The sequence below is a fragment of the Actinokineospora auranticolor genome (assembly GCF_002934265.1).
Classification (GTDB): Bacteria; Actinomycetota; Actinomycetes; order Mycobacteriales; family Pseudonocardiaceae; genus Actinokineospora; species Actinokineospora auranticolor.
On record NZ_PTIX01000025.1, the window covers coordinates 71,695 to 92,411 of the forward strand.

15 protein-coding genes are annotated in these 20,717 nt (G+C 74.6%); 14 read left to right on the forward strand and 1 reads right to left on the reverse strand.

Annotation, left to right across the window (positions count from 1 at the left end; genetic code table 11):
• Nucleotides 1-437: 437 nt before the first annotated feature.
• From CLV40_RS30810 to CLV40_RS30855, 11 genes are all read left to right on the forward strand, one after another.
• Entirely contained in the window at nucleotides 438-1,415 is a 978-nt protein-coding gene (locus CLV40_RS30810) for a PstS family phosphate ABC transporter substrate-binding protein (protein WP_104482521.1), read from the forward strand.
• Nucleotides 1,416-1,524: 109 nt separating this feature from the next.
• Nucleotides 1,525-3,270: an AfsR/SARP family transcriptional regulator gene (locus CLV40_RS39150; protein WP_219824159.1), complete on the forward strand. Its 1,746-nt coding sequence runs from the start codon at nucleotides 1,525-1,527 to the stop codon at nucleotides 3,268-3,270.
• A 32-nt stretch (nucleotides 3,271-3,302) separates the two neighbouring features.
• Complete coding sequence (locus CLV40_RS39155) at nucleotides 3,303-5,468, forward strand: TOMM precursor leader peptide-binding protein (RefSeq protein WP_219824160.1); 2,166 nt, start codon at nucleotides 3,303-3,305, stop codon at nucleotides 5,466-5,468.
• Nucleotides 5,461-7,329: a TOMM precursor leader peptide-binding protein gene (locus CLV40_RS30820; RefSeq protein WP_219824161.1), complete on the forward strand. Its 1,869-nt coding sequence runs from the start codon at nucleotides 5,461-5,463 to the stop codon at nucleotides 7,327-7,329. Before CLV40_RS39155 ends, CLV40_RS30820 begins: the two co-directional genes overlap by 8 nt.
• 25 nt (nucleotides 7,330-7,354) lie before the next feature.
• Entirely contained in the window at nucleotides 7,355-8,896 is a 1,542-nt protein-coding gene (locus CLV40_RS30825) for a SagB family peptide dehydrogenase (protein ID WP_104482522.1), read from the forward strand.
• Between the two features lie 4 nt (nucleotides 8,897-8,900).
• On the forward strand, nucleotides 8,901-11,615 hold the full coding sequence (locus CLV40_RS30830) for a lantibiotic dehydratase (RefSeq protein ID WP_104482523.1): 2,715 nt from the start codon (nucleotides 8,901-8,903) through the stop codon (nucleotides 11,613-11,615).
• On the forward strand, nucleotides 11,612-12,649 hold the full coding sequence (locus CLV40_RS30835; protein WP_104482524.1) for a lantibiotic dehydratase C-terminal domain-containing protein: 1,038 nt from the start codon (nucleotides 11,612-11,614) through the stop codon (nucleotides 12,647-12,649). Before CLV40_RS30830 ends, CLV40_RS30835 begins: the two co-directional genes overlap by 4 nt.
• Nucleotides 12,646-13,881 (forward strand): M50 family metallopeptidase, encoded by a 1,236-nt coding sequence (locus tag CLV40_RS30840; RefSeq protein WP_181043842.1) that lies wholly within the window; start codon nucleotides 12,646-12,648, stop codon nucleotides 13,879-13,881. Before CLV40_RS30835 ends, CLV40_RS30840 begins: the two co-directional genes overlap by 4 nt.
• The gene (locus tag CLV40_RS30845; protein ID WP_104482547.1) at nucleotides 13,878-14,795 is read left to right on the forward strand and encodes an ABC transporter ATP-binding protein; all 918 of its coding nucleotides are present in this window, start codon (nucleotides 13,878-13,880) and stop codon (nucleotides 14,793-14,795) included. The genes CLV40_RS30840 and CLV40_RS30845 overlap by 4 nt, the downstream gene beginning before the upstream one ends.
• Nucleotides 14,795-15,550 carry an ABC transporter permease gene (locus CLV40_RS30850; protein ID WP_104482525.1) on the forward strand — a complete coding sequence of 252 codons (756 nt, stop codon included), beginning with the start codon at nucleotides 14,795-14,797 and terminating at the stop codon, nucleotides 15,548-15,550. Before CLV40_RS30845 ends, CLV40_RS30850 begins: the two co-directional genes overlap by 1 nt.
• Nucleotides 15,547-17,397 carry a TOMM precursor leader peptide-binding protein gene (locus tag CLV40_RS30855; protein ID WP_104482526.1) on the forward strand — a complete coding sequence of 617 codons (1,851 nt, stop codon included), beginning with the start codon at nucleotides 15,547-15,549 and terminating at the stop codon, nucleotides 17,395-17,397. The genes CLV40_RS30850 and CLV40_RS30855 overlap by 4 nt, the downstream gene beginning before the upstream one ends.
• Before the next feature lie 46 nt (nucleotides 17,398-17,443).
• Here CLV40_RS30855 and CLV40_RS30860 read toward each other — a convergent pair whose 3' ends face one another.
• On the reverse strand, nucleotides 17,444-17,620 hold the full coding sequence (locus CLV40_RS30860) for a thiazolylpeptide-type bacteriocin (RefSeq protein WP_104482527.1): 177 nt from the start codon (nucleotides 17,618-17,620) through the stop codon (nucleotides 17,444-17,446).
• A 131-nt stretch (nucleotides 17,621-17,751) separates the two neighbouring features.
• Between CLV40_RS30860 and CLV40_RS30865 the strand changes: the two genes are divergently transcribed.
• The 3 genes from CLV40_RS30865 (at nucleotide 17,752) to CLV40_RS30870 (ending at nucleotide 20,601) form a co-directional block, all read left to right on the forward strand.
• The gene (locus tag CLV40_RS30865; RefSeq protein ID WP_181043843.1) at nucleotides 17,752-19,047 is read left to right on the forward strand and encodes an amidohydrolase; all 1,296 of its coding nucleotides are present in this window, start codon (nucleotides 17,752-17,754) and stop codon (nucleotides 19,045-19,047) included.
• A 271-nt stretch (nucleotides 19,048-19,318) separates the two neighbouring features.
• Nucleotides 19,319-19,519: a hypothetical protein gene (locus CLV40_RS37530; RefSeq protein WP_146108310.1), complete on the forward strand. Its 201-nt coding sequence runs from the start codon at nucleotides 19,319-19,321 to the stop codon at nucleotides 19,517-19,519.
• A gap of 74 nt (nucleotides 19,520-19,593) precedes the next feature.
• The gene (locus CLV40_RS30870) at nucleotides 19,594-20,601 is read left to right on the forward strand and encodes a ParB/RepB/Spo0J family partition protein (protein WP_104482528.1); all 1,008 of its coding nucleotides are present in this window, start codon (nucleotides 19,594-19,596) and stop codon (nucleotides 20,599-20,601) included.
• The last annotated feature ends 116 nt before the right edge of the window (nucleotides 20,602-20,717 follow it).

The window sequence follows — 20,717 nt, forward strand, 5'->3', positions numbered from 1 at the left end:
CCGTGCCGATCCATCCACTTGGAACCCAGCCGCGCCCGGGCGGGCGCGACGGACCAGGGGTCCATAGTGGACGCACCAGGGCCTTTGGTCCTCTTTGGTACCGCGACCGCCACGGTCCTTCCGGCGCAGCGGAAAGACGTGTTCGACTGTGGAAATTCAGCAGTCGAACACGCCGCGCGCGAACCCGACCGGCAAAACAAATTCTTCCCCGATCATCGGCACGTTAAACACAGACAACCCGAGTGCGGATCGGCTAACGTGGCACCAGGCACGGGGTACCGTGCCCGCGCCGGTGATACCGGCGCGTTTCTGGGGGCAGACGAGTAGCGGTCTTTCAACCTTGGCAGCAGTGGATTCGCCGTGCGCGAAATAGCGACTCGACGCACCCATGCCGTGCAAATCCGATAGACACCACCCAAGACAAGGAGCAGTGTCGAATGCGCTCGTCCTTCGTACGCCGCGGGCTGACCGCGATCGGGGCGGCCGTGCTGGCCACCGCCGCCCTGGCTTCCACGGCCACCGCCGACCCCGGCGTCACGCCGCGCTGGACCGACCTGGTCGGCGTCGGCTCGGACACCACGCAGACGGTCCTCAACGACCTCTCGGCCCTCTACAACTACGACACCGGCGCGGCCCGCCGGGTGGCGTCCTTCGACGCCAGCGACCCGGCGACCGGTCAGACCGGCGGCCAGGTGCAGATCAAGCCCGGGGTGACCATCGAGCGGCCCAACGGCTCGGTGGCGGGCGTGGACGCGCTGCGCGCCAACCGCGCGGTGGACTTCGCCCGCTCGTCGGTCGGCCCGGCCGCCGACACCCCGGCCAACCTGGTGTACCTGCCCTTCGCGATCGACGACCTGCGCTACGTGGTGGACGCCCCGGCGACCAACGCGCCGCTGGACGTCACCCGCGACGAGCTGGTGCGGATCTACAACTGCGAGGCCACCACCTGGAGCGCGGTGCGCCCCGGTCTCTCCGGCGACACCATCGCGCCGAAGATCCCGCAGGCGGGCTCGGGCACCCGGGCGCTGTTCCTGGAGCAGCTGGGCCTGACCGCGCCCGGCGCGTGCGTCGCCGAGGTGCAGGAGCACGACCACACCGCGGTGGACGGCAACCCGAACGCGATCCTGCCGTTCTCCTCGGCCCGGTTCTTCATCGATGTCCCGGTGGACGAGACCGGCCGCCGCAAGGTCGTGCAGGGCAACTTCGACGGTGGCTTCATCGTCGCGCACAACCTCTACAACGTCGTGCGCAAGGAAGGGCCCGGGGCGGGTGTGCCCGCCGGTCTGCGCCCGTTCCTCGGTGACGGCAAGGGCGCGAACGGTTGGATCTGCGGCGACAACGCCCGCAGGCAGATCGTGAACAACGGATTCCGCAACCTACCCGCCAACGAGTGCGGTGTCGCGGTCAAGCGATAACCCGTGAACCGCGGGCCGGTCTTCGGCAAATTGACGAAGTCGAAGACCGGCCCGCCGGTCACGAAGCGGGAAAGCGATTCGATCGGAATACTTTCGGATAGTGGGGGAAATGGCTTCGCCGAATGTCCCGGAGTTGGTGTCCGGGGGTTCACCGGGTAGTTCGTCGGGGGACGGGCGAGCCCGGTTCCGCGTACTCGGGTTGCTCTCGGTCACCGACGGTGTGGAAACCGTGGTGCTGCAACCGTCCAAGCCGGTCTCGCTGCTGGCGGCGCTGCTGCTGCACGCCAACGAGACCGTGTCCACCGACTACCTGCGCCGTGCCATCTGGGGCGAGCGGCAACCCGCGGGCGCCCGCGCGGCGCTGCAGACCTGCGTGCTGCGGCTGCGGCGGATCTTCCCGGCGCACGGCGTGACCGACAACCCGATCGCCACCGACCCCGGCGGGTACCGGCTGGTCGCCGACGCCGGGTCCCTGGACCTGCTGGCGTTCCGCGCCGCGCTGCGGACCGCCGACGCCGAACCGGACCCGGAGGCCGAGCTGGCGTGGCTGCGCGCCGCGCTGGCGCTGTGGCAGGGACCGCCGCTGGCCAACGTCGCCTCCGACCTGCTGCACCACGACGAGGTACCCCGGCTCGAAGACGAGCGGCTGCGCGCGGTCGAACGCGTCGGCGACCTGGAGCTGGCCGCGGGCCGCAGCCGGGTCGTGCTGGCCGACCTGTGGGCCACCGCGCGCGCCCACCCCGGGTACGAGCGCTTCTCCGAGCAGCTGGTCGAGGCGCTGTACCGCACCGGCCGCCAGGACGAGGCGCTGGCCGAGTACCGCCGGGTCAAGGGATACCTGCGCGACGAGCTCGGCGTGGACCCGGGCGCGCCGTTGCGCAGGCTGGAGGCGGCGATCCTGCGCGGTGACGACCTCGACGGCACCGGGCCGCGGTCCGCGGTCCGCACCCGGACACCGGTGGCGTTCTTCGCGGGCCGCGCCGAGCTGGTGGCGACCGTGGTCGAGCAGCTCACCGCGCCCCGGCACGGCCCGTTGACCGTGGTGCTGAGCGGACCGGCGGGCGCGGGGAAGACGGCGCTGGCGCTGCACGCCGCGCAGCTCGTGCGCGCGGACTACCCCGACGGCTACGCCGTGCTCGACCCCGGCACCCCCGTGACCACCGCCGGGCGCCGGGTGCTGGTGTTCGACGACGTCGAGCGGGTCGACCAGGTCCCACCGCTGCCCGCCGCCGCCGCGGGCTGCGCGGTGATCGTGACCAGCCGGGACAGCCTCACCGGCCTGATCGCCCGGGACGGCGCGCTCGCGCACCGGGTGGGCCCGCTGACCGCCGCGGAGTCGGTGTCGCTGCTGACCGGCGCGCTCGGCGCGGCCCGGGTGGCCGCGGAGCCCGACGCGGCGGCCGAGGTAGCCGAGTTGTGCGGGCATTTCCCGCTGGCGCTGCGGGTGGTGGCCGCGCGCCTGCAATCCCGCCCGGGCGCGCGGCTGGCCGACTGGACCCGGTGGCTGCGCGCGGACCCGCTGCGCGCGCTCTCCCTGCCCGGCGGCGACGACCTGTCGGTGCCCGCCGTGCTCGACGCGTGGCTGGACCGGCTGGCACCGGACCTGCGCGCCGCGGCCACCGCGCTGGCCGCGGGCACGGCCGCGCCGACCGGGGTTCCCGAACCCGTCGACCCCGCCGCCGCCGCCCGCGCGCTGGGCACGACCGAAGCCGCCGCCGAGGCGGTGCTGGAGCGGCTGGTCGACGCCTGCCTGCTGGAGAGCACCGCGCCCGCCGAGTACCGCATGCACGCCCTGCACCGCCTGCACCTGCGGGCTCGGGCCACGCGGCACCCGCACCTGCCCCACAGCGCGTGAGCGCACCGGAAACGAGCCGAGGAAGGCACACCATGGAGACCGCCTACGACCGGATCGCGCGCACCAGGCCGCGGTTGCGCCGCGACGTGCTGTTCACCGCGGCGCCCGACGGGGTGCTGTTCCACAACACCCAGGGCGGGTTCCACGTCCGGGGCGCGGACGCCTACCGCTTCGCCGTGCTGCTGGTGCCGCACCTGGACGGCACCACCGAGGTCGCCCGGCTGTGCGCGGGTCTCGGCGAGCCGCAGCGGGCGATGGTCGCGAACGTGGTCGACCTGCTCTACGAGCGCGGCTTCGCCCGGGACGTGCCGGAGGGTGCCGACGACAGCGGGGCGCGGCTGCTCACCGAACCCGTCGCGCGTCGGTTCGCCGCGCAGATCGGCTACGTGGACCACTACGCCCACCACGCGCACGAGCGGTTCCGCCGGTTCCGCGACACCCGGGTCGTGGTGCTCGGCGGGGACGAGGTGGCGCGGTGGTGCGCGTTAAGCCTGGTGCGCAACGGGAACTCCCGCGTGCACGTGCTCTCCACCTGGTTCGCGGAGGAGGCCGCGTGGGACGAGGTGCGGACCGAGGCCGGGGAGGTGGCGGAGTCGGGCTGCCCGGTCGCGTTCGCCCGCACCCGCGTCGAGCGGGCGCCCAAGTGGACCGATCTGGCGGACTACGACGTGGTGGTGACGACCGACGTCGCCGTCGCGCACGCGTTGAGCACCGAGGGGGTGCCCGAGGGCCAGGCGTTCGTGCCCGCCTGGGTGTTCGGTGACCGCCAGGTCATCGGACCGCTGGAGGTGGCGGGCCGCGCGGGGTGCTGGACGTGCGCGGCGCTGCGGTTGGGCGCGGGCTCGACCGGCGCCGCGGCCGACCTGTGGAGCGCGGTCGCCACCGGGACCACCGCACCCGGCGCGCGACCGGACCGACCGCTGGCCGCGATGGTGGGCAACCTGCTGGGCTACGAGGTGTTCCGGCTGCGCACGCAGGCGCTGCCCGCGGAGACCGACGGCCAGGTGGTGGTGCAGGACACCGCCACCCTGGACGTGGCGACCGAGCCGCTGCTGCCACACCCGCGCTGCCCCCGCTGCGCCCAGACCGCCGAGCCCGCGCCCGATCTGACCGTCTCGCTGCTGACCACCCGGCCGATCCCGCCCGCGGTGACCGCGCGGGACGCCGACGACCTGGTGGCCGAGCTCAACGACCGGATGCGCCTGGTGCAGCCCAACGCGGGCGTGGTCACCGCGTTCGCCGACGAGTCCCACACCCAGAACCCCCTCAAGGTCGCGACCGTGGTGCTGCCCTTGGGGCACGGCGCGCCCCGGCGGGTCACCGCGTTCGACCCGCACCACCTGGCCGGGGCGCGGCTGCGGGTGCTCGACGCGGCGGGCGCGGTCTACGTCGACCACGTGGCCGCTCCCCCTCCGGCCGCGCGGGCGGAGGGGGCGGCGGTCGGGCTCGGCGGGCTGGACACCGCGACCGGTCTGCCCGGCGAGGTGACGGGGTGGACGGCCGCGGTGTCCCTGCTGACCAAGGAAACCGTGCTCGTGCCGACCGCGGCGGCGCACCCGTTCGGGCCCGCCAACCACGACCGGCTCGTCGAACCGACCTCGGCCGGTGTGGGCGCGGGCCGGTCCCCCGCCGAGGCGGCCGGGCGGGGGTTGTTGTCCGCGTTGGGTTTCCGCGCGCTCCGGGGCGCGCTGCGCGGTACCGCAGCCGTCCTCCGGGTGCGGGTGCCGGAGGACGGCGCGAGCCCGGAACTGACGTTCCTGCTGCGCGCGGTCGACCTGCTCGACGCGGACCTGGAACTGCTCGACCTCGCCCCGGACGGCGCGGTCCCGGTGCTGTTCGCCCGGGCGCGCGCGGCGGACGGGGAGCCGGTGTGGGCGGTGGCGGCGGACCTGTCGTGGGACGCGGCGGCGGTGCGGGCGCTGTGCGACGTGCTCGGCCAGGTGCAGCTCAAGGCGGAGACCGGTGCGCCCGTCGACCTCGGTGACCCGCTGGTGGCCGACCTGGCCCCCGAGACCGTGGCGGTCGACGGCGAGGCCGACGCGCCCGTCACCTCCGCGACCACCTGGGCGGCGCTGCACGACGGGCTCCGCGCGCGGGGTGTCGACCCGCTGCTGGTGCCCCGGCCCGCGCCCGACCTGGCGGCGGGTGGCGTGCACGTGGCGCGGGTGCTGCTGACCGGCGGTGCCACCGGTGGCTGACCACGGGGACACCGCGCACCAGGTCACCGCCGGTTTCGCCGAGCTGCTGCCCACCGGGAGCCGGGCGTTCGCCGTGCGCGCCCTCGGCCTGCGGGACGCGATCGACGACGGGGACGGCGACGAGCGGGAGCCGGGCGCGGTCCCGGTGCACCTCTACGGCGACCAGGTGGTCGTCGGCCCGTTCCCCGACGCGCCCGGGGCCTGCGCCCGGTGCCTGGCACGGCGCTGGCAGGCGACCCGACCGGTGCCGCTGCGCGACGCGCTGGAACTGGGTGGGCCGACGGCGGCGCCGGGGACGTCACCGCACGCCCTGCCGTTCACCGCCGACCTGGCCGCCGCCGTCGCGGCCGCGCACGAGGCCGGTCGGGCGGCCGCGGAGCCCTACCCGGTGGTGTACCTGGTCGACCCGGCTGCCATGTCCGTGCGCCGGTACCCGCTGGTGCCGGACCCGGAGTGCCCGCGCTGCGGCGACCGGCGCGCCGACGCCCCCGCGGCGCCGGAGTGGGAGCGGGCGCCCAAGCCGGGGCCGGGGGTGTTCCGGACCCGGCGGGCCGCGGACATCGGGGTGCCCGCCGCGGCGTTCATCAACCCGGTGACCGGGGCGCTGGGCACGGCGCTGGAGTTCGACGTCTCCTCGCCGACGACGTCGCCGGTGACCGGGCACTTCACCCTGCGCGCCACGCACAAGCTGCGCGAGACCTACTGGGGCGGGCACGAGGACGACTACGCGGCCAGCGCCCGGGTGGGCGTGCTGGAGGGGCTGGAGCGGCACGCCGGGATGCGGCCGCGGGCCAAGCGGACCGTCGTGGTCGACACCCTGGCCGCGTTGGGCGGCGCGGCGCTGGACCCCGCCGAGTGCGGGCTGTACGCGGACGCCTTCCACGACGGCGAACCCGGCGTGGCGCCGTTCACCCCGGACCGGCCGATCCCCTGGGTGTGGGGCTACTCGCTGCGCGACGAGCGGCCGGTCCTGGTGCCGGAGGTGCTGACCTACTACCACAGCCGGGACCCGGCGGAGCGGTTCGTGCAGGAGAGCTCCAACGGGTGCGCGTCCGGGTCGAGCCTCACCGAGGCCGTCTACTTCGGACTGCTGGAGGTGGTGGAGCGCGACGCGTTCCTCCTCGCCTGGTACGGCGGGTTGTCCCTGCCGGAGCTGCGCGTCGACGGGTCCGCGGCCACCGGGGACCGGCTCATGGTCGAGCGGATGGCGATGTACGGCTACCGGGCCCGGTTCTTCGACACCCGGATCACCTTCGACATCCCCGTGGTGACCGCGGTGGCCACCCGCGCGGACGGCGGGTTGGGCGCGCTGTGCTGCGGGGCGGGCGCGAGCCTGGACCCGGCGCGGGCGCTGGGCGCCGCGCTGCGCGAGATCGCGACGGACTCGGTGAACCTGCCCGGCCGCACCCGGCGCAACCAGCCGCGGCTGCGGCGGCTGGCCGACGACTTCGACCTCGTGGTCTCGCTGCACGACCACCCGTTCCTCTACGGGCTGCCGGAGATGACCCGGCACGCCCGGTTCCTGCTCGACACCGACGCCCCGCCGACCGAACTGTCGGCCGCGTTCGGCGCGCCCCGGTTGGCCGACGACCTGCGGACCGACCTCGCCCGGTGCGTCGACGAGGTCACCGCGCACGGCTTCGACGTGATCGCGGTGGACCAGACCAGCCCGGAGCAGGAGCGGTTCGGGCTGCGCACCGCGAGCGTGCTGGTGCCCGGGTTGCTGCCGCTGGACTTCGGCTGGCGCAGGCAGCGGGCCAGGACGATGGCCCGCACCCGCACCGCGCCCCGCGCGGCCGGGCTGCTCGACCGCGACCTGCGGCCGGACGAGCTGACCCCGGCACCGCACCCGTTCCCCTGACCGTCCCGGAACCAAGGAGCAGGCGATGAGCTTCGCCCACGAGTACGCCGCCGCGGTGCTGCGCCGCGGGCGCGAGCCGATGGCGCCGGTCGGGTTCACCCCCGACTGGTCGGACCGGCCGCGCAAGTGGAAGACCTACCCGGGCAGCGCGGCGTTCCCGCTGCCGGACGCGGCCCCGGCGCCCGCGCCCGACGGCCGGTTCACCCTGCCGCTGCTGGGCGGCATGCTGCGCGACTCCTACGGGCTGCTGGGCCGCAGGCTGGGCGTGCACGCCAACGAGGACCTGGGGTCGCTGCCGCGCTACCAGCACGGCGGCTGGTCGCGGGGCACCGCGTCCGGCGGCGGCCTGTACCCGGTGTCGATCTACTGGGTGAGCGGTGCGGCCGGTCCGGTGCTGCCGGGGGTCTACCACTACGCGCCGGGCGGGCACGCGGCGCACCGGCTGCTGGCCGGTGACGTGTCGGCGGAGGTGGCCGCCGCGCTGGCCGCGCCGGAGCGGACCGACGGCGTGGACCAGTACCTGGTGCTCGGCGTGAAGTACTGGCAGAACGCGTTCAAGTACAACAGCTTCTGCTACCACGCGGTGTCCATGGACGTCGGCACGGTGGTGCGGACGTGGCGGCTGTGGGCCGCGGCGGCGGGGCTGCGGATCGCGCCGCTGCTGTGGTTCGACGAGGCGCGGCTCGCCGACCTGCTCGGCATCGACAACCGCGCGGAGGGCGTGTTCGCGGTCGTGCCGCTGCGGTGGGGCGACCCGCTGCCCGCCACCGCCGGGGCGGCGGCCGCGGTGCGGCACGCCGACCTGGAGAAGTCGCGCCGGGTGCTGGAGTTCGAGACCGTCACCACCCTGCAGGTGGAGGCGGCCCGGGTAGCCACCGAACGCCCCGCACCGGGGGCCGTCGCCGCGGGTGCCGTGGCACCGGCCGACCCCGGCGCGCGGTGGCACCCGCTGCCCGACCCCGAGTCGACCGACCCGGACGTGCGGGCCGCGCTGCGCCGCAGGCGCAGCAGCTTCGGCCGGTTCGACGGCAGGCCGATCGGGGCCGGGCAGCTCGCCGCGCTGCTCGCCGCCGCGGCGGGCACCGCGCTGGACAGCGACGCGGAAACCGGCGCCACTCCCCCGGCGCTGGCGAAGCTGTACGTCTTCGTCAACCACGTGCACGGTGTCGCCGCGGGCGTCTACGAGTACGCGCCCGCCACGAACGCGCTGCGCGAAGTGCGCCCCGGGGCACCCGGGGAGTTCTTGCAGCGCAACTACTTCCTGGCCAACTACAACCTGGAGCGGTGCGCCGCGGTGCTGGTCCCCGCCGCCCGGACGGCCGCCGTGCTCGACGCCGTCGGGCCGCGCGGCTACCGGCTGGTGAACGCGCTCATCGGGGCCATCTCGCAGAGCACCTACACCACCGCGGCCGCGCTCGACCTCGGCTGCGGCGTCGCGCTGGGGTTCGACAACGTGTCCTACGTGGAGGAGCTCGGGTTGGCGGGATCCGGTGAGCTGCCGCTGCTGCTCATGCTGGTCGGGCGGGACAGCGCGCGACCGGCGGACTTCCGGCACGAGATCGCCTGAGCCGATGATCGATCGAGACACCGTTCCCCCCGAGGTGGCTGTGGCCGCCGAACCGACCGCGCGACTGGGCGAGCACTTCGTGGTGCGCGTCGCGGGTCTGCCGCTGGCCGCGCTGCGCGACCTGCGGTGCCCGACGAGCAGGCGGTGGGTCGACGCCGTGCTGCGCGCCGAGGAGGACCTGACCGCCGAGGGGCGGGAGCTCAGCGACGCGGTGCACGACGTGGTGCACGCCGCCGACGACGGCACTCGCCGCGCGCTGCTGCGCCTCCGCAGGGACCTGTTCAACAACCGCGTCCCGGTCGGCGACCCGGGCGCGGTGGTCGGGTCGCTGGACCCCGCCCTGGGCGACCGGGTGGCGCACTGGACGCGGCGCAGGCGGGCGCTGGTCGACCTGCTCGCCGCGGGCACCCGACCGGTCGCCGCCGACCTGGCCAGGTCCCGGACCGCGCTGCGCGCGCTGGCGACCGAGCCGCGCCTGCGCGCCGGGATGCTGCTGGCCTCACCGACCCTGGACGGCCAGCTCGACGGCTACCTGGCCGACCGACCCGGGAAGCCGGACAAGCGGACCCGGCGGATCGAGCGGTCGCTGCTGTCGTACCTGTACCGGTCGGCGGCGAAGACCAGCCCGTTCAGCACGTTCACCGGGGTCGCGCTCGGCCGGTTCGACACCGGCCCGCGCACCGGCCGGTCCCTGCCCGCGGGCGAGGACTGGGTGGGCCACGTCCGGCTGAACGTGGTGGTGCTGGCCCGGCTGACCGACCTGCTGCTCGCCGACCCGGACCGCCGCGGCGACCTGCCGGTGGCCCCCACCCCGGACTTCGCCCGCGACCCCGACCGGGTCCGGTACGTGCGGCGTTGGGTGACCACGGGCGACGCCGACGCGGCCGTCACCTTCGACGCGGTGTCGGACAAGCTGTTCTACCTGCGCCGGAGCGGCGCGTTGGACCGGCTGCTCGGCGTGTTCGCGCAGGCGACCGGCCCGCACCGCTACCGGGACCTGGTGGCCTGGCTGGCCGAGGACCTCGGCGTTCCGGCCGACGAGTGCGACCGCTACCTCGACGCGCTGGTGCGGCTGGGGCTGCTGCGGGTGCCGGTGCTCGACACCGACGCGCACACCGCCGACCCGCTGGCCCGCTTCCGCGACGCGCTGGTGGCGGTCGACCGGCCGTGGGCTCGCGAGTTGGCCGACGCGCTCGGCGGGCCCGCCGAGCACCTGCGGCGGTTCCCCGGCGCCGGTGTCGAGCTGCGCCGCGAGCTGCTGGCGGCGCTGCGCCGGGACCTGCGGGCGGTGCTCGACGGGCTGGGCGGCGAGCGGGTCGGGCTGCCGCGGACCGTGGTGTACGAGGACGTCCGGGCGGGCGCGCCCGCCACCGCGCGGGCGGACTGGGCCGAGCTCGTCGAGGAGCCGCTGCGGCAGCTGCGCAGGCTCCTGCCCGCGTTCGACCTGGTGGTGGCGCAGCGGCTGACGCTGCTGGGGTACTTCGTGGCCCGACACGGCCGGGGCGGTCGGTGCGCGGACGTGCTGGGCCTGGTGCACGAGTTCCACGAGGACTTCTACAACCAGTACACCCGCTTCGCCGCCGCGCGGCAGGCCTTCGACGCCGACGGCGAGTACGTCCCCGAGACCAACTGGCTCGGACTGCCCGCGCTGGTCGCGCTGGACTCGGCGCGCCGGGTGTTCACCGCGCGGATCCGGGCGCTGGCCGACGCGGCGGGCCCGGGCGCGGTCGAGGTCGAGCTGGACGGCGACCTCGTCGACGCGGTGGCCGCGGCGCTGCCCCCGACCGGCGTGGACTTCCAGCCCTACAGCCACTTCCTGCAGGTGGCCGAGCGCGGGCCGGGGACGGTGGCGGTGGTCAACCAGTCCTACGGCGGCCTGTTCTTCCCGTTCAGCCGGTTCACCCACTGCTTCCCCGACGACGACCTCGCCGGGACCCTGCTGCGGACCGCGCGGCGGCTGCAACCGCCGGGCGCGGTGTTCGCGGAGGTGACCGGCGGTCAGGTGACGACGAACCTCAACCTGCACGGGCGGCTCACGCCGTACCAGATCGTGGTGCCCGGCGAGGTGAGCACGGTCGACGCGGAGCACCGCATCCCGTTGGCGGACCTCGTGGTCGCGCACGACGCCGAGGCGGACCGGCTGGTGCTGCGGTCGAACCGGCTGGGCCGGGAGGTGATCCCGGTGTACCTGGGCTACCTGGTGCCGCTGGCGCTGCCGGAGATCGCGCGGACCCTGCTGCTGCTCTCCCCCGCGTCGCTGGCCCGCCTGGACCCCTGGGGCGGGGTGCCCGCGACCGCGGTCGACGGGGTCGCCCGCCGGCCGCGGCTGCGGCTGGGTCCGCTCGTGCTGGCCCGCCGCGCGTGGGAGACCACGGCCGGGGCGCTGCCGCTGCGCGCCCCCGGAGCGGGCGACCCGGAGTGGCTGCTCGCCTGGCACCGCTGGCGGCGCGCGCACGGCGTGCCGGAACGGGTGTTCGCCACCGTGACCGGCGCGAGCGCGCGCGGCCCGGTCACGTCGAAGCCGCAGTACGTCGACTTCGACAGCCAGTTGTCGCTGCTGGCACTGGAAGCGCTGATCACCGACCCGGGCGACCGGGTGGTGCTGACCGAGGCGCTGCCCGACGCGGACGAGACGCACGTGGTCTCCGCGCGCGGCGGCCACGTCGCGGAGATCGCCGTGGAGACGCACCCGATCCACCGCGAGGAGGGGGACCGATGACCACCGCCGCCGAACAACCCGGGCCGTGGCAGGCGCTGCACGTGTTCTACGCCGCCAACCCCCGGCCGCTGCTGCTCAACTGCGTGCGGCCGCTGTTCGCCGAGTTGGCCGCGGACGGGCTGTCGACCGGGCACTTCTTCATCAACTACTGGTTGGAGGGGCCGCACGTGCGGGTCCGGGTGCGGCCCGCGTCCGACGCGGCGGTCGAACCGGTGCGGACGCGGATGGCCGAGGCGGTGTCGGCGTTCCTGCGCGCCCGACCCGCGCTGTACGAGGTCGACAGCGGGTTCCTGCACGAGTTGTACGACACGCTGTTCGCCCTCGAGTTCTCCGGTGCCGAGCGGGCGCGGTTCACCGGGCCCGACGGGCGGATGGTACTGCGGCCCAACAACAGCCACAGCTTCGAGCCGTACGAGCCGGAGTACGGCAAGTACGGCGGACTGGCGGGGGTCGACCTCGCGGAGTGGCACTTCCGGCACTCCACCGACCTGGTGATCGACGCGCTGGCCGGGATGAACCTGCACCTGCGGTCGGTCCAGCTGGGGCTGTGCGCCCAGCTGATGCTGGTGCTGGCGGGCACGTTCCTGCCCGACCGCGGCGAACTCGCCGAGTACTTCGACCGCTACCACGTGTTCTGGCACCGGGCGTTCGCGGGGACGGACCTGATCGGCACCGACGAGTACGCCCGCGCCTACGACCGCAGCGCGGAGGCCCTGCCCGCGCGGTCCGCGCGGGTGCTCGACGCGCTCACCGGGGACCGCGCCGACCGGCTGCCCGCGCCGCTGGACACCTGGGCCGCGCACGCCCGGCGGCTGCGCGCGGCGGTGGTCTCGGCGGCCGTGCGGGGCGCGCTGGAGTTCCGGTCGTGGGACGGCACCGCCGACGAGGTGGTGACCGACCCGGCCGACGCCCTGCAGCGGCTGCTGTCGCCGTACCTGCACATGACCAACAACCGGCTCAACGCCACCATCCGCGACGAGGCGTACCTGTCGTACGCGCTGGCGCGGGCGGTGCGGGTGGGGAGCGCGGTGTGACCGCCGCCGCCTTCCTCGACGCCCGGCCCGCGCTGCGGGCGGGCACGGAGCTGAGCCCGGCGCTGATCCGGGGTCCGGTGGTGGTGCACCTGATCCGGCACCCGGACGGCGAGCGGAGCTTCGAGGTGGGGCCGAAGGAGCACTTCCTGATCAGCAGGCTGGACGGGACGCGCACGCTGGCCGAGATCGGCGCCGAGTACGCGCGGCGGTTCGAGCGCAGGCTCGACCCGGTGGGCTGGACCCAGCTGCTGCGCCTGCTCGGTGCCCGCGAGTTGTTGGCGGGTCAGGGAAGCGCGGTCGCGGTGGACCGGTCCACCCGGACCGAGGCGCGGTCGACGGTGTTGCGCGGCAAGGTACTGCTGGTGCGGGACCCGGACGTGTTCGTCGGCCGGGTCCTGCGGTTGCTCGGCCCGCTGCTGCGCCCGTGGGTCGCGGTGCCGCTGCTGCTGGCGGCGGTGGCCGCGCAGGTCGTGCTCGCCACCCGGGTGCCCGAGCTCGTCGCGGACACCGGTGCCGTGTTCGGCAGGCCCCTCGACCTGGTGCTGGTCGTGGTCCTGCTGTGGTTCGCGGTCACCGCGCACGAGATCGGGCACGGGGTGGTGGCACACGCGCGCGGCGGTCGGGTCGGGGAGATCGGGCTGAAGTGGCGGTTGCCGGTGGCCATCATGTACTGCCGCGTGGACAACTACCTCTTCCTCCTCCGCCGCCGCGACCGCGTGCTGGCCGCCGCGGCCGGGCCCGCGGTGAACCTGGTGCTGCTGCTACCGTTCGTCGTGGCCTGGTGCGCGCAGCCCACCGGATCACCGACGCGGCAGGCGTTGTCGGCGTTGCTGCTACTCGGTAGCCTCCAGGGGTTGAGCAACCTGGTCCCACTGCCCCCGCTCGACGGCTACAAGATGGTCAGCCACGCGCTGGGGATGATCGACCTCGCGGCGGAGAGCGCCCGGTTCCTCGGGTCGCTTGCCCGGCGCGGGCGGTCGGTGGCGCACTACCCCCGGGCGAGCCGGGGCGCCTACGCCGCCTACGGCGTCGGGGCGGTGCTGGTGGTGGGCGGGTTGGGCGTGGGGCTCGTGGTGGTCAGCCACCTGCTGTGGGGACAACGGATCGGGGCGCTCGCCGTCGCCGTTCCCGTTGCGCTGCTGCTGTTCCTGCTCGCGGGTTCGATCACGCGGTGGGTCAGGGCGCGGCGGGCGGGCGCGGCGCGCCCCAGTGGACCGAGGGGGAACGGATGAGCGGACCGGCGGAGCCGGACGCGGCGTTGGTGCTGTCGGACGTGCGCAAGCGGTACGGCACGGTGCGCGCGGTCGACGGGATCTCGCTGCGGGTGCGGCGGGGTGAGTTCTTCGGCGTGCTCGGCCCCAACGGGGCGGGCAAGACGACGCTGATCGAGATCATGGAGGGGCTGCGGGTCGCGGACTCGGGCGCCGTGTCGGTGCTCGGGCACCCGCCGGTGCCCCGGGACGTGGCGTTGCTGCCCCGGTTGGGCGTGCAGACGCAGAAGTCGGCGTTCTTCGCCCGGTTGACCGCGCGGGAGCACCTGGAGACGGTGGCGCGGCTCTACGGCGTGCCCGCGGCGCGGGCCGCGGACCACGGGCTGGCGCTGGTCGGCCTGACCGAGCACGCGGACCGGCGGGTGGAGAAGCTCTCCGGCGGCCAGCGGCAGCGGTTGGCGATCGCGTCCGCGCTGGCGCACGAGCCGGAACTGATCTTCCTGGACGAGCCGACCGCGGCGCTGGACCCGCAGGCCCGCCGGGACCTGTGGCGGGTGCTGCGCGAGTTGAAGGGCGCGGGCCGCACCATCGTCTACACCACCCACCACCTCGACGAGGCCGAGGCGCTGTGCGACCGGGTGGCGATCGTCGTGGCGGGCCGGGTGGTGGCCTTGGACACGCCGGTGAACCTCGTGGGCGGCGCGGGACTGCCGACCAGGGTGCTGGTGCCGGAGGACCGGATCACACCGGAGCGGGCGGCGGGCATCGACGGCGTGGACCGGGTGTCGGTCAGCGGTGGCGCGGTGGTGCTGGAAACCATGGCCACGGCGCGGGTGCTGTCCGCGCTGGACGACCTGATCGGGCTGGCGGGCGTGCAGACGCGCACCGCTGACCTGGAGGACGTGTACCTGCGGCTGACCGGGGCGGAGGCCTGATGCGCGGGTACGGCGCGCTGACCGGCGCGGGGATCCGCGCCGCGGGGCGGGATCTGACGACGGTGTTCTTCACCTTCGCGTTCCCCCTGGTGTTCCTCGTGGTGTTCGGCGTGATCTTCTCGGGCCAGCGGGTCGAGGAGACCGGACGCGGCTACATCGACTACATCGCCCCCGGGGTGCTGTCCTGGGGTGTGGCGAACGCGGCGGTGTTCGGGGTGGCGTTCACCCTGATGCAGTGGCGCAACGACGACATCCTGCGGCTGATCCGGATGACCCCGACGCCGCTGCTGTCGGTGCTGGCCTCCCGGTACGCGCTGGCCGTGGTGATGGGCCTGCTGCAGACGCTGCTGTTCGTCGGCGTGGCGCTGCTGCCGTTCCTGGGGCTGCGGTTGGCCGGGTCCTGGCCGCTGCTGATCCCGTTGCTGCTGCTGGCGATCGTGGCCTTCCTGGCGATCGGGATGATCGTCGGGTCGGTGGCGAACACGCCGGAGGGTGTGGCGGCGGTGGCCAACTGCGTGATGCTGCCGATGGCGTTCGTCTCGGGGTCGTTCTTCCCGGTGGACATGATGCCGCCGTGGCTGGCCGCGATCTCGCGGGCGCTGCCCCTGCGCTACCTCAACGACGGCGCCGCCGCGTCGCTGGCGGGCCGGGGCGACCTCACCGAGGTGGCCGTGGCCGCCGCCGCGCTCGGCGGCTTCTCCCTGCTGTTCGCCGCCGTGGCCCTGCGCGTGTTCCGCTGGAGCAACGACACATGACGACCACGACACCGGCGCCCGCCCCGCTCGCGCGGGCCCGGCGCCTGCTCCAGCGCGCCCTCGGCACCCGGCACGCGGCGGACCCGGTCGGCCCGGCTCCGGTGGTGACCGCGTTGGGCGTGCGGAACGCGACGGCTTTGGAGACCGCCGCGGTGGCGGCGGTGGCGGCGGCGAACGTGCACCTGACCGGTGACTCCGTACTGGTCGGACCGCGGGGCGCGGGCTGTGGGCTGTGCCTGGCGATCCGGTGGCAGCGGCTGCGGACGCGCGCGGAGCGGGAGGCCGTCGAGACGGGTCATGGCGTGCGGGGCGGTGCCGAATGGCCGCTGCTGCCCGAGTACGTCGTCGACGCCGTCTGGGCGTTGTACCGGCGCGGGTACGGTGAGCCCGATACCGGGACGTCCCGGGTATCGCGGCTCGCACTGTCCACTTTGGCCGTCCATACGGTGTCCCTGCTGCCCGAGCCGCTGTGCCCGCACTGCGGACCGACGTCGGGCGGGTGGCCGGACTACCGGCTGCGCCCACGGGTGAAACCGGACCGGGACACCTTCCGACTGCGGGAACCGGGGTCGTACGCCCTGCCCGCGAACTCGTTGGCCAACCCGGTGTGCGGCGTGCTGGGGCCGGTGGTGTCGTTGGACGTGACGTCGCCGACGACGGCGCCCGCCGCGGGAACCGCGTTGGTGCGCGGGTACGCGGGCCTCAACGAGGTGTCCTGGAGCGGGCAGGCGGACTCGTACGGGCTCAGCCGGGACCTGGCGTTCCTGGAGGGCCTGGAGCGCTACGCGGGCACGCACCGGCGGTGGCGCGACGGGCTGGTGGTCGCCGCGTACGACGACCTGGGCGCGGATGCGCTCGACCCGCGGACGTGCGGGGTGTACTCGGACGAGACCTACGCGACCGACCCGATGGTCGCGCCGTTCGACCCGGCGCGGGAGATCCCCTGGGAGCGCGGGTACTCGCTGCGCGACGAGCGGCCGGTGCTGGTGCCGTCGCGGTTGAGCCACTACAGCGCGGGCAGCGCGGCGGACAACTTCGTGTTCGAGTGCTCCAACGGCTGCGCGATCGGCGGGAGCCTGGAGGAGGCGGTCCTCGCCGGGCTGCTGGAACTGCTGGAGCGCGACGCGTTCCTGCTGTCCTGGTACGGCAACGCGCCCGTGATCGAACTGGACCTGTCGAGCGCGCGCGGCACGGCGGTGCGGGCGATGGTGCGGCGCGCGGCGCTGCACGGCTACGACGTGCACGCGTTCGACACCCGCAGCGACCTGCCGGTGCCGGTGGTGACCGGGCTGGCGGTCCGGCGCGACGGCGGGCCGGGCGCGCTGTCCTTCGCGGCGGGGGCGAGCCTGGACCCGGAGACCGCGTTGGAGGCCGCGCTGTCGGAAGTGCTGACCTACATCCCGCACCTACCGCGCCAGGTAACGGAGTACGCCGACGAACTGCGCGAGATGTCGGTGGACTACTCGAAGGTCGTCACGCTGCCCGACCACGCGCGGCTGCACGGGTTGCCGAGCATGCTGGGTCATTCCCGCACGTACCTGGAGCCGGTGGCGACGCTGGCGGTGGCCGAGGCCTACCGGGACTGGGCCGCGCTGCGGCCGGGGGCGCTCGACCTGGTCGAGGACATCCGGTTCGTGCTCGGGTTGTTGGCGGAGGCCGGGTTCGACGTGGTCGTAGTGGACCAGACCACGCCGGAACAGCTGGGACTGGGGCTGCGCACGGTGTGCGTGATCGTGCCCGGGCTGCTGCCGATCGACTTCGGCTGGGCCCGCCAGCGCGCGCTGACGATGCCCCGCCTGCGCGCCGCGGCCCGGGAGATCCGCCGCGTGCCGCACCCGTTCCCCTGACCCGCCGGTCGGTGGCCCGCCCGACGGGCGGGCGGGCCACCCGCGCTCACGCGCTGCAGCTGGTGGTGCTGGTGGTGCTGCTGCAGGTGCTCGTGCTGCTGGAGCTGGTGCACGCGGCGAGCACGACGTCGTTGGTGTCGGCGTAGTCCGAGATCTCGAACGTCTCGGTCTCCAGCCGCAGGATCTCGTCGGCCAGCGAAGCCAACCCCTTGTGGTCGTTCACGGTTCCTCCCTCTGGTGGCGGTCCGGCGCCGTCGCCGGTCCCCTGCCGCCCATTCCAGCCCAACCCCACCCACAACCGGCTCTCACCGCGTTGACACCTCGTGTCAGCGACCGACACCGCTGGAGTTGACCGTGTCCGACCTCCTCGCCCGCGCGCCGTCGGTGGTGCGGGAAGCCCTGGTGCTCTACCTCGGGCTGCACCGGGAACCAGAACTGTCGGGCGCCGAGGTCGCGACCGCGGCGGCGTTGGCGCGGTGGCTGCGGGCCGACGGCTTCGAGGTGACCACCGGGGTCGGTGGTCACGGGGTCGTCGGGGTGCTGCGCAACGGTCCCGGGCGGCGGGTCCTGGTGCGGGCGGAACTCGACGCGCTCCCGGTGCGGGAGCGGACCGGGTTGGCCTACGCGAGCGACGTCGTCTCGACCACCCCCGACGGCGTGCGCACACCGGTGGCGCACGCCTGCGGGCACGACTTCCACTTGGCGGCCGTGGCCGGGGCGGCACGGGTGCTCGCCGCGGCCACCGACCGGTGGCGTGGGACTTTGGTGGTGGTCGGGCAGCCGGAAGAGGAGACGCTGCGGGGTGCCGCGGCGATGTTGGCGGATGGTCTGTACCAGCGGTTCGGAGTGCCGGACGCGGTGCTGGCGCAGCACTGCGCGCCGCTGCCCGCCGCGGTGGTGGCGCACGCTGCCGACGGGCCCGCGCTCGCGGCAGGGGTGGTGCTGCGGGTCGTGCTGCGGGGGCCGGGAGGGCACGCGGCAACGGCTCGCGTCGATCCCGTCGGCGCGCTGGCCGCGCTCGCCACACGCTTGCGGGTCGAGGCGGTTTCACCCACCGGGGAAACCGCGATGGTGACCGTTGGGGCCTTGCTCGCGGGTGTGAGCGTGAATGTGGTACCCGAGGAAGTGACGCTTTCCGTGATGGCCCGGGCATTCGCGGAAGACGCGTTGGACGGCGTCATCGCTGCGGTGCGGCGAATTGTCGCCGAGGAGTGCACGGAGTCCGTGCGCGGTGCCGTGGAGGTCGTGGCGCGGACACCGGTGACCGAATCCGTCGGGCCGACGGCGCGGTGGGTGCGGGCCGCGCACACCGCCGAGTTCGGTGCCGCGCGCGTTGCCGCCTGGCCGCCCGCGACCGCGTGCGAGGACTTCGCGCTGTTCGGTCCCGCGGGCACCGATCTGCACGGCGGCAGGGGGATCGACCTCGTGCACTGGATGGTCGGGGTCGTGGGGCCGCGGCGGTGGGCCGCGACACCGGGGGTAGGCGCCGCGGCCAAGCTCGCCGCGCTGGAACCCAACCACTCGCCGCGGTTCGCGCCCGATGTCGGCGCCGCGCTGGGACCCGCCGTGACCGCGATGGCCACCGCCGCACTGGCCGGCTTCAACACCGTTTCACCGCCGGTCGGACATCTGCAATACGGTTCGAGTTAATCTACTGTTCAGGAAAGCCGCCCGAATGTGGTGCATTTCAGGCGGCACCGGCAAGCCGAGCGCGACGCCCGCGAAACCAGCCGCCGGTTTATCCGAGCACGGTTTCCTGGTACCTTGACTCCACGACACCTAAGCCGCATCCGCGCCCGATGACATCGGCTCCGCGTGCCCACGGAAAATATGGGCGGCCGCGCAGGTATGGCCAGGTAACGACCGAGGAAAAGACTCGGCGTAATCGAGTGATAACTCAAGAATAGGCGGACACCAGGAAATGAGCAATGTTTCTGCCAACTGGCGCAGGGTGCTGACGTGGTGGGGGGTGCTGTGCCTGATCGCCGTGTTCGTCTGGTTGGTACTGGGGCTGACCGGGTCGAACTGGCCCTTCCCGTACTGGGTCTTCCCGGCGGGGATCTGGGTCGTCCTGCTGGTGGTCGCGGCGGTCACCGGACGCGGCGGGGCCCAGCGGAGTTGACCTGCCACGCGCCCGGACGCGGTGGACCCGGGCGCTCCACAAGAACCGCACACCGTTGTTTGTTGGGGGGGAACATGACCGGGGAGGTTCAACCGGATCCGGAGCCGAGCACCTCGGGGTGGTCGGCGCTGGGGCGGTGGCGGCAGCACGGGGGCGCGCAGGCCGTCGAGGTGGTCGCGGTCCGGGCGCTGCTGCCGTCGGACTCGCCGCGGCTGGGCGGGGAGGACGTCGAGCACATCCGCGCGCTGGCGGACTCGGAGAACGACCTGCCACCCATCATCGTGCACCGCGCCACGATGCGGATCATCGACGGCATGCACCGCCTGCAGGCGGCCGTCATGCGCGGCCACGACACCATCGGGGTCCGCTTCTTCGACGGCGACGAGGACGAGGCGTTCGTGCTCGCGGTCGAGTCCAACGTCACCCACGGGCTGCCGCTGTCCATGCGCGACCGCACCGCGTCCGCGGCGCGGATCATCGGCACCCACCCGGACTGGTCGGACCGGGCCATCGCCAAGGCCACCGGCCTCTCGGCGAAGACGGTCTCCAGCATCCGCGGGCGCTCGCCCTCGGCCGGGCCGCAGGCGGGCGCCCGCCTGGGGCGCGACGGCCGCACCAGGCCGCTCGACGGGGCGGCGGGCCGCCGGTTGGCGGTCAAGCTGATGACCGACAGCCCGCAGGCCCCGCTGCGCGACATCGCGCGGGCGGCGGGGGTTTCGCTGTCGACGGCGTGGGACGTGCGCGAGCGGCTGCGGCGCGGGGCGGACCCGGTGCCGGAGCGCGGCCGGGCAGCCGAGGGCGACCGGGAGCGCAAGCCGAGGGCCGAACCCGCGCAGGCGACCGGGTCGAACGCGGATGACCGGGTGCGGGCGCTGCGCATCCTGCGCCGAGACCCGTCGATGCGGTTCACCGACGCCGGGCGGGTCCTGCTCCGGTGGTTGGAGGCGGGCACGCTCGGCCAGGCGGAGTGGACCCGGCTGACCAGCATCGTCGCGGCCCACCACCGGGGCGAGGTCGCGGACCTGGCGCGCGCCAACGCCGAGGCGTGGCGGAGATTCGCCGACTCGCTGACCCAGCGGTGAAGTGCCGGGGGCGCGGGCCCCCGCGCCCCCGGCACCCCGCCCGCCCAGACCACTGTGGACAGTTGGTGGCCGTCGAGGGTCGGTAGCGGATCGTCATGAGCGCGCCGCTACGACGT

What these genes read in the sequence shown, in the direction of transcription:
- CLV40_RS30810 (WP_104482521.1), top strand. Translation starts at nt 438, where the DNA reads ATGCGCTCGTCCTTCGTACGCCGCGGGCTGACCGCGATCGGGGCGGCC.
- CLV40_RS39150 (WP_219824159.1), top strand. Translation starts at nt 1,525, where the DNA reads ATGGCTTCGCCGAATGTCCCGGAGTTGGTGTCCGGGGGTTCACCGGGT.
- CLV40_RS39155 (WP_219824160.1), top strand. Translation starts at nt 3,303, where the DNA reads ATGGAGACCGCCTACGACCGGATCGCGCGCACCAGGCCGCGGTTGCGC.
- CLV40_RS30825 (WP_104482522.1), top strand. Translation starts at nt 7,355, where the DNA reads ATGAGCTTCGCCCACGAGTACGCCGCCGCGGTGCTGCGCCGCGGGCGC.
- CLV40_RS30830 (WP_104482523.1), top strand. Translation starts at nt 8,901, where the DNA reads ATGATCGATCGAGACACCGTTCCCCCCGAGGTGGCTGTGGCCGCCGAA.
- CLV40_RS30835 (WP_104482524.1), top strand. Translation starts at nt 11,612, where the DNA reads ATGACCACCGCCGCCGAACAACCCGGGCCGTGGCAGGCGCTGCACGTG.
- CLV40_RS30845 (WP_104482547.1), top strand. Translation starts at nt 13,878, where the DNA reads ATGAGCGGACCGGCGGAGCCGGACGCGGCGTTGGTGCTGTCGGACGTG.
- CLV40_RS30850 (WP_104482525.1), top strand. Translation starts at nt 14,795, where the DNA reads ATGCGCGGGTACGGCGCGCTGACCGGCGCGGGGATCCGCGCCGCGGGG.
- CLV40_RS30855 (WP_104482526.1), top strand. Translation starts at nt 15,547, where the DNA reads ATGACGACCACGACACCGGCGCCCGCCCCGCTCGCGCGGGCCCGGCGC.
- CLV40_RS37530 (WP_146108310.1), top strand. Translation starts at nt 19,319, where the DNA reads ATGAGCAATGTTTCTGCCAACTGGCGCAGGGTGCTGACGTGGTGGGGG.
- CLV40_RS30870 (WP_104482528.1), top strand. Translation starts at nt 19,594, where the DNA reads ATGACCGGGGAGGTTCAACCGGATCCGGAGCCGAGCACCTCGGGGTGG.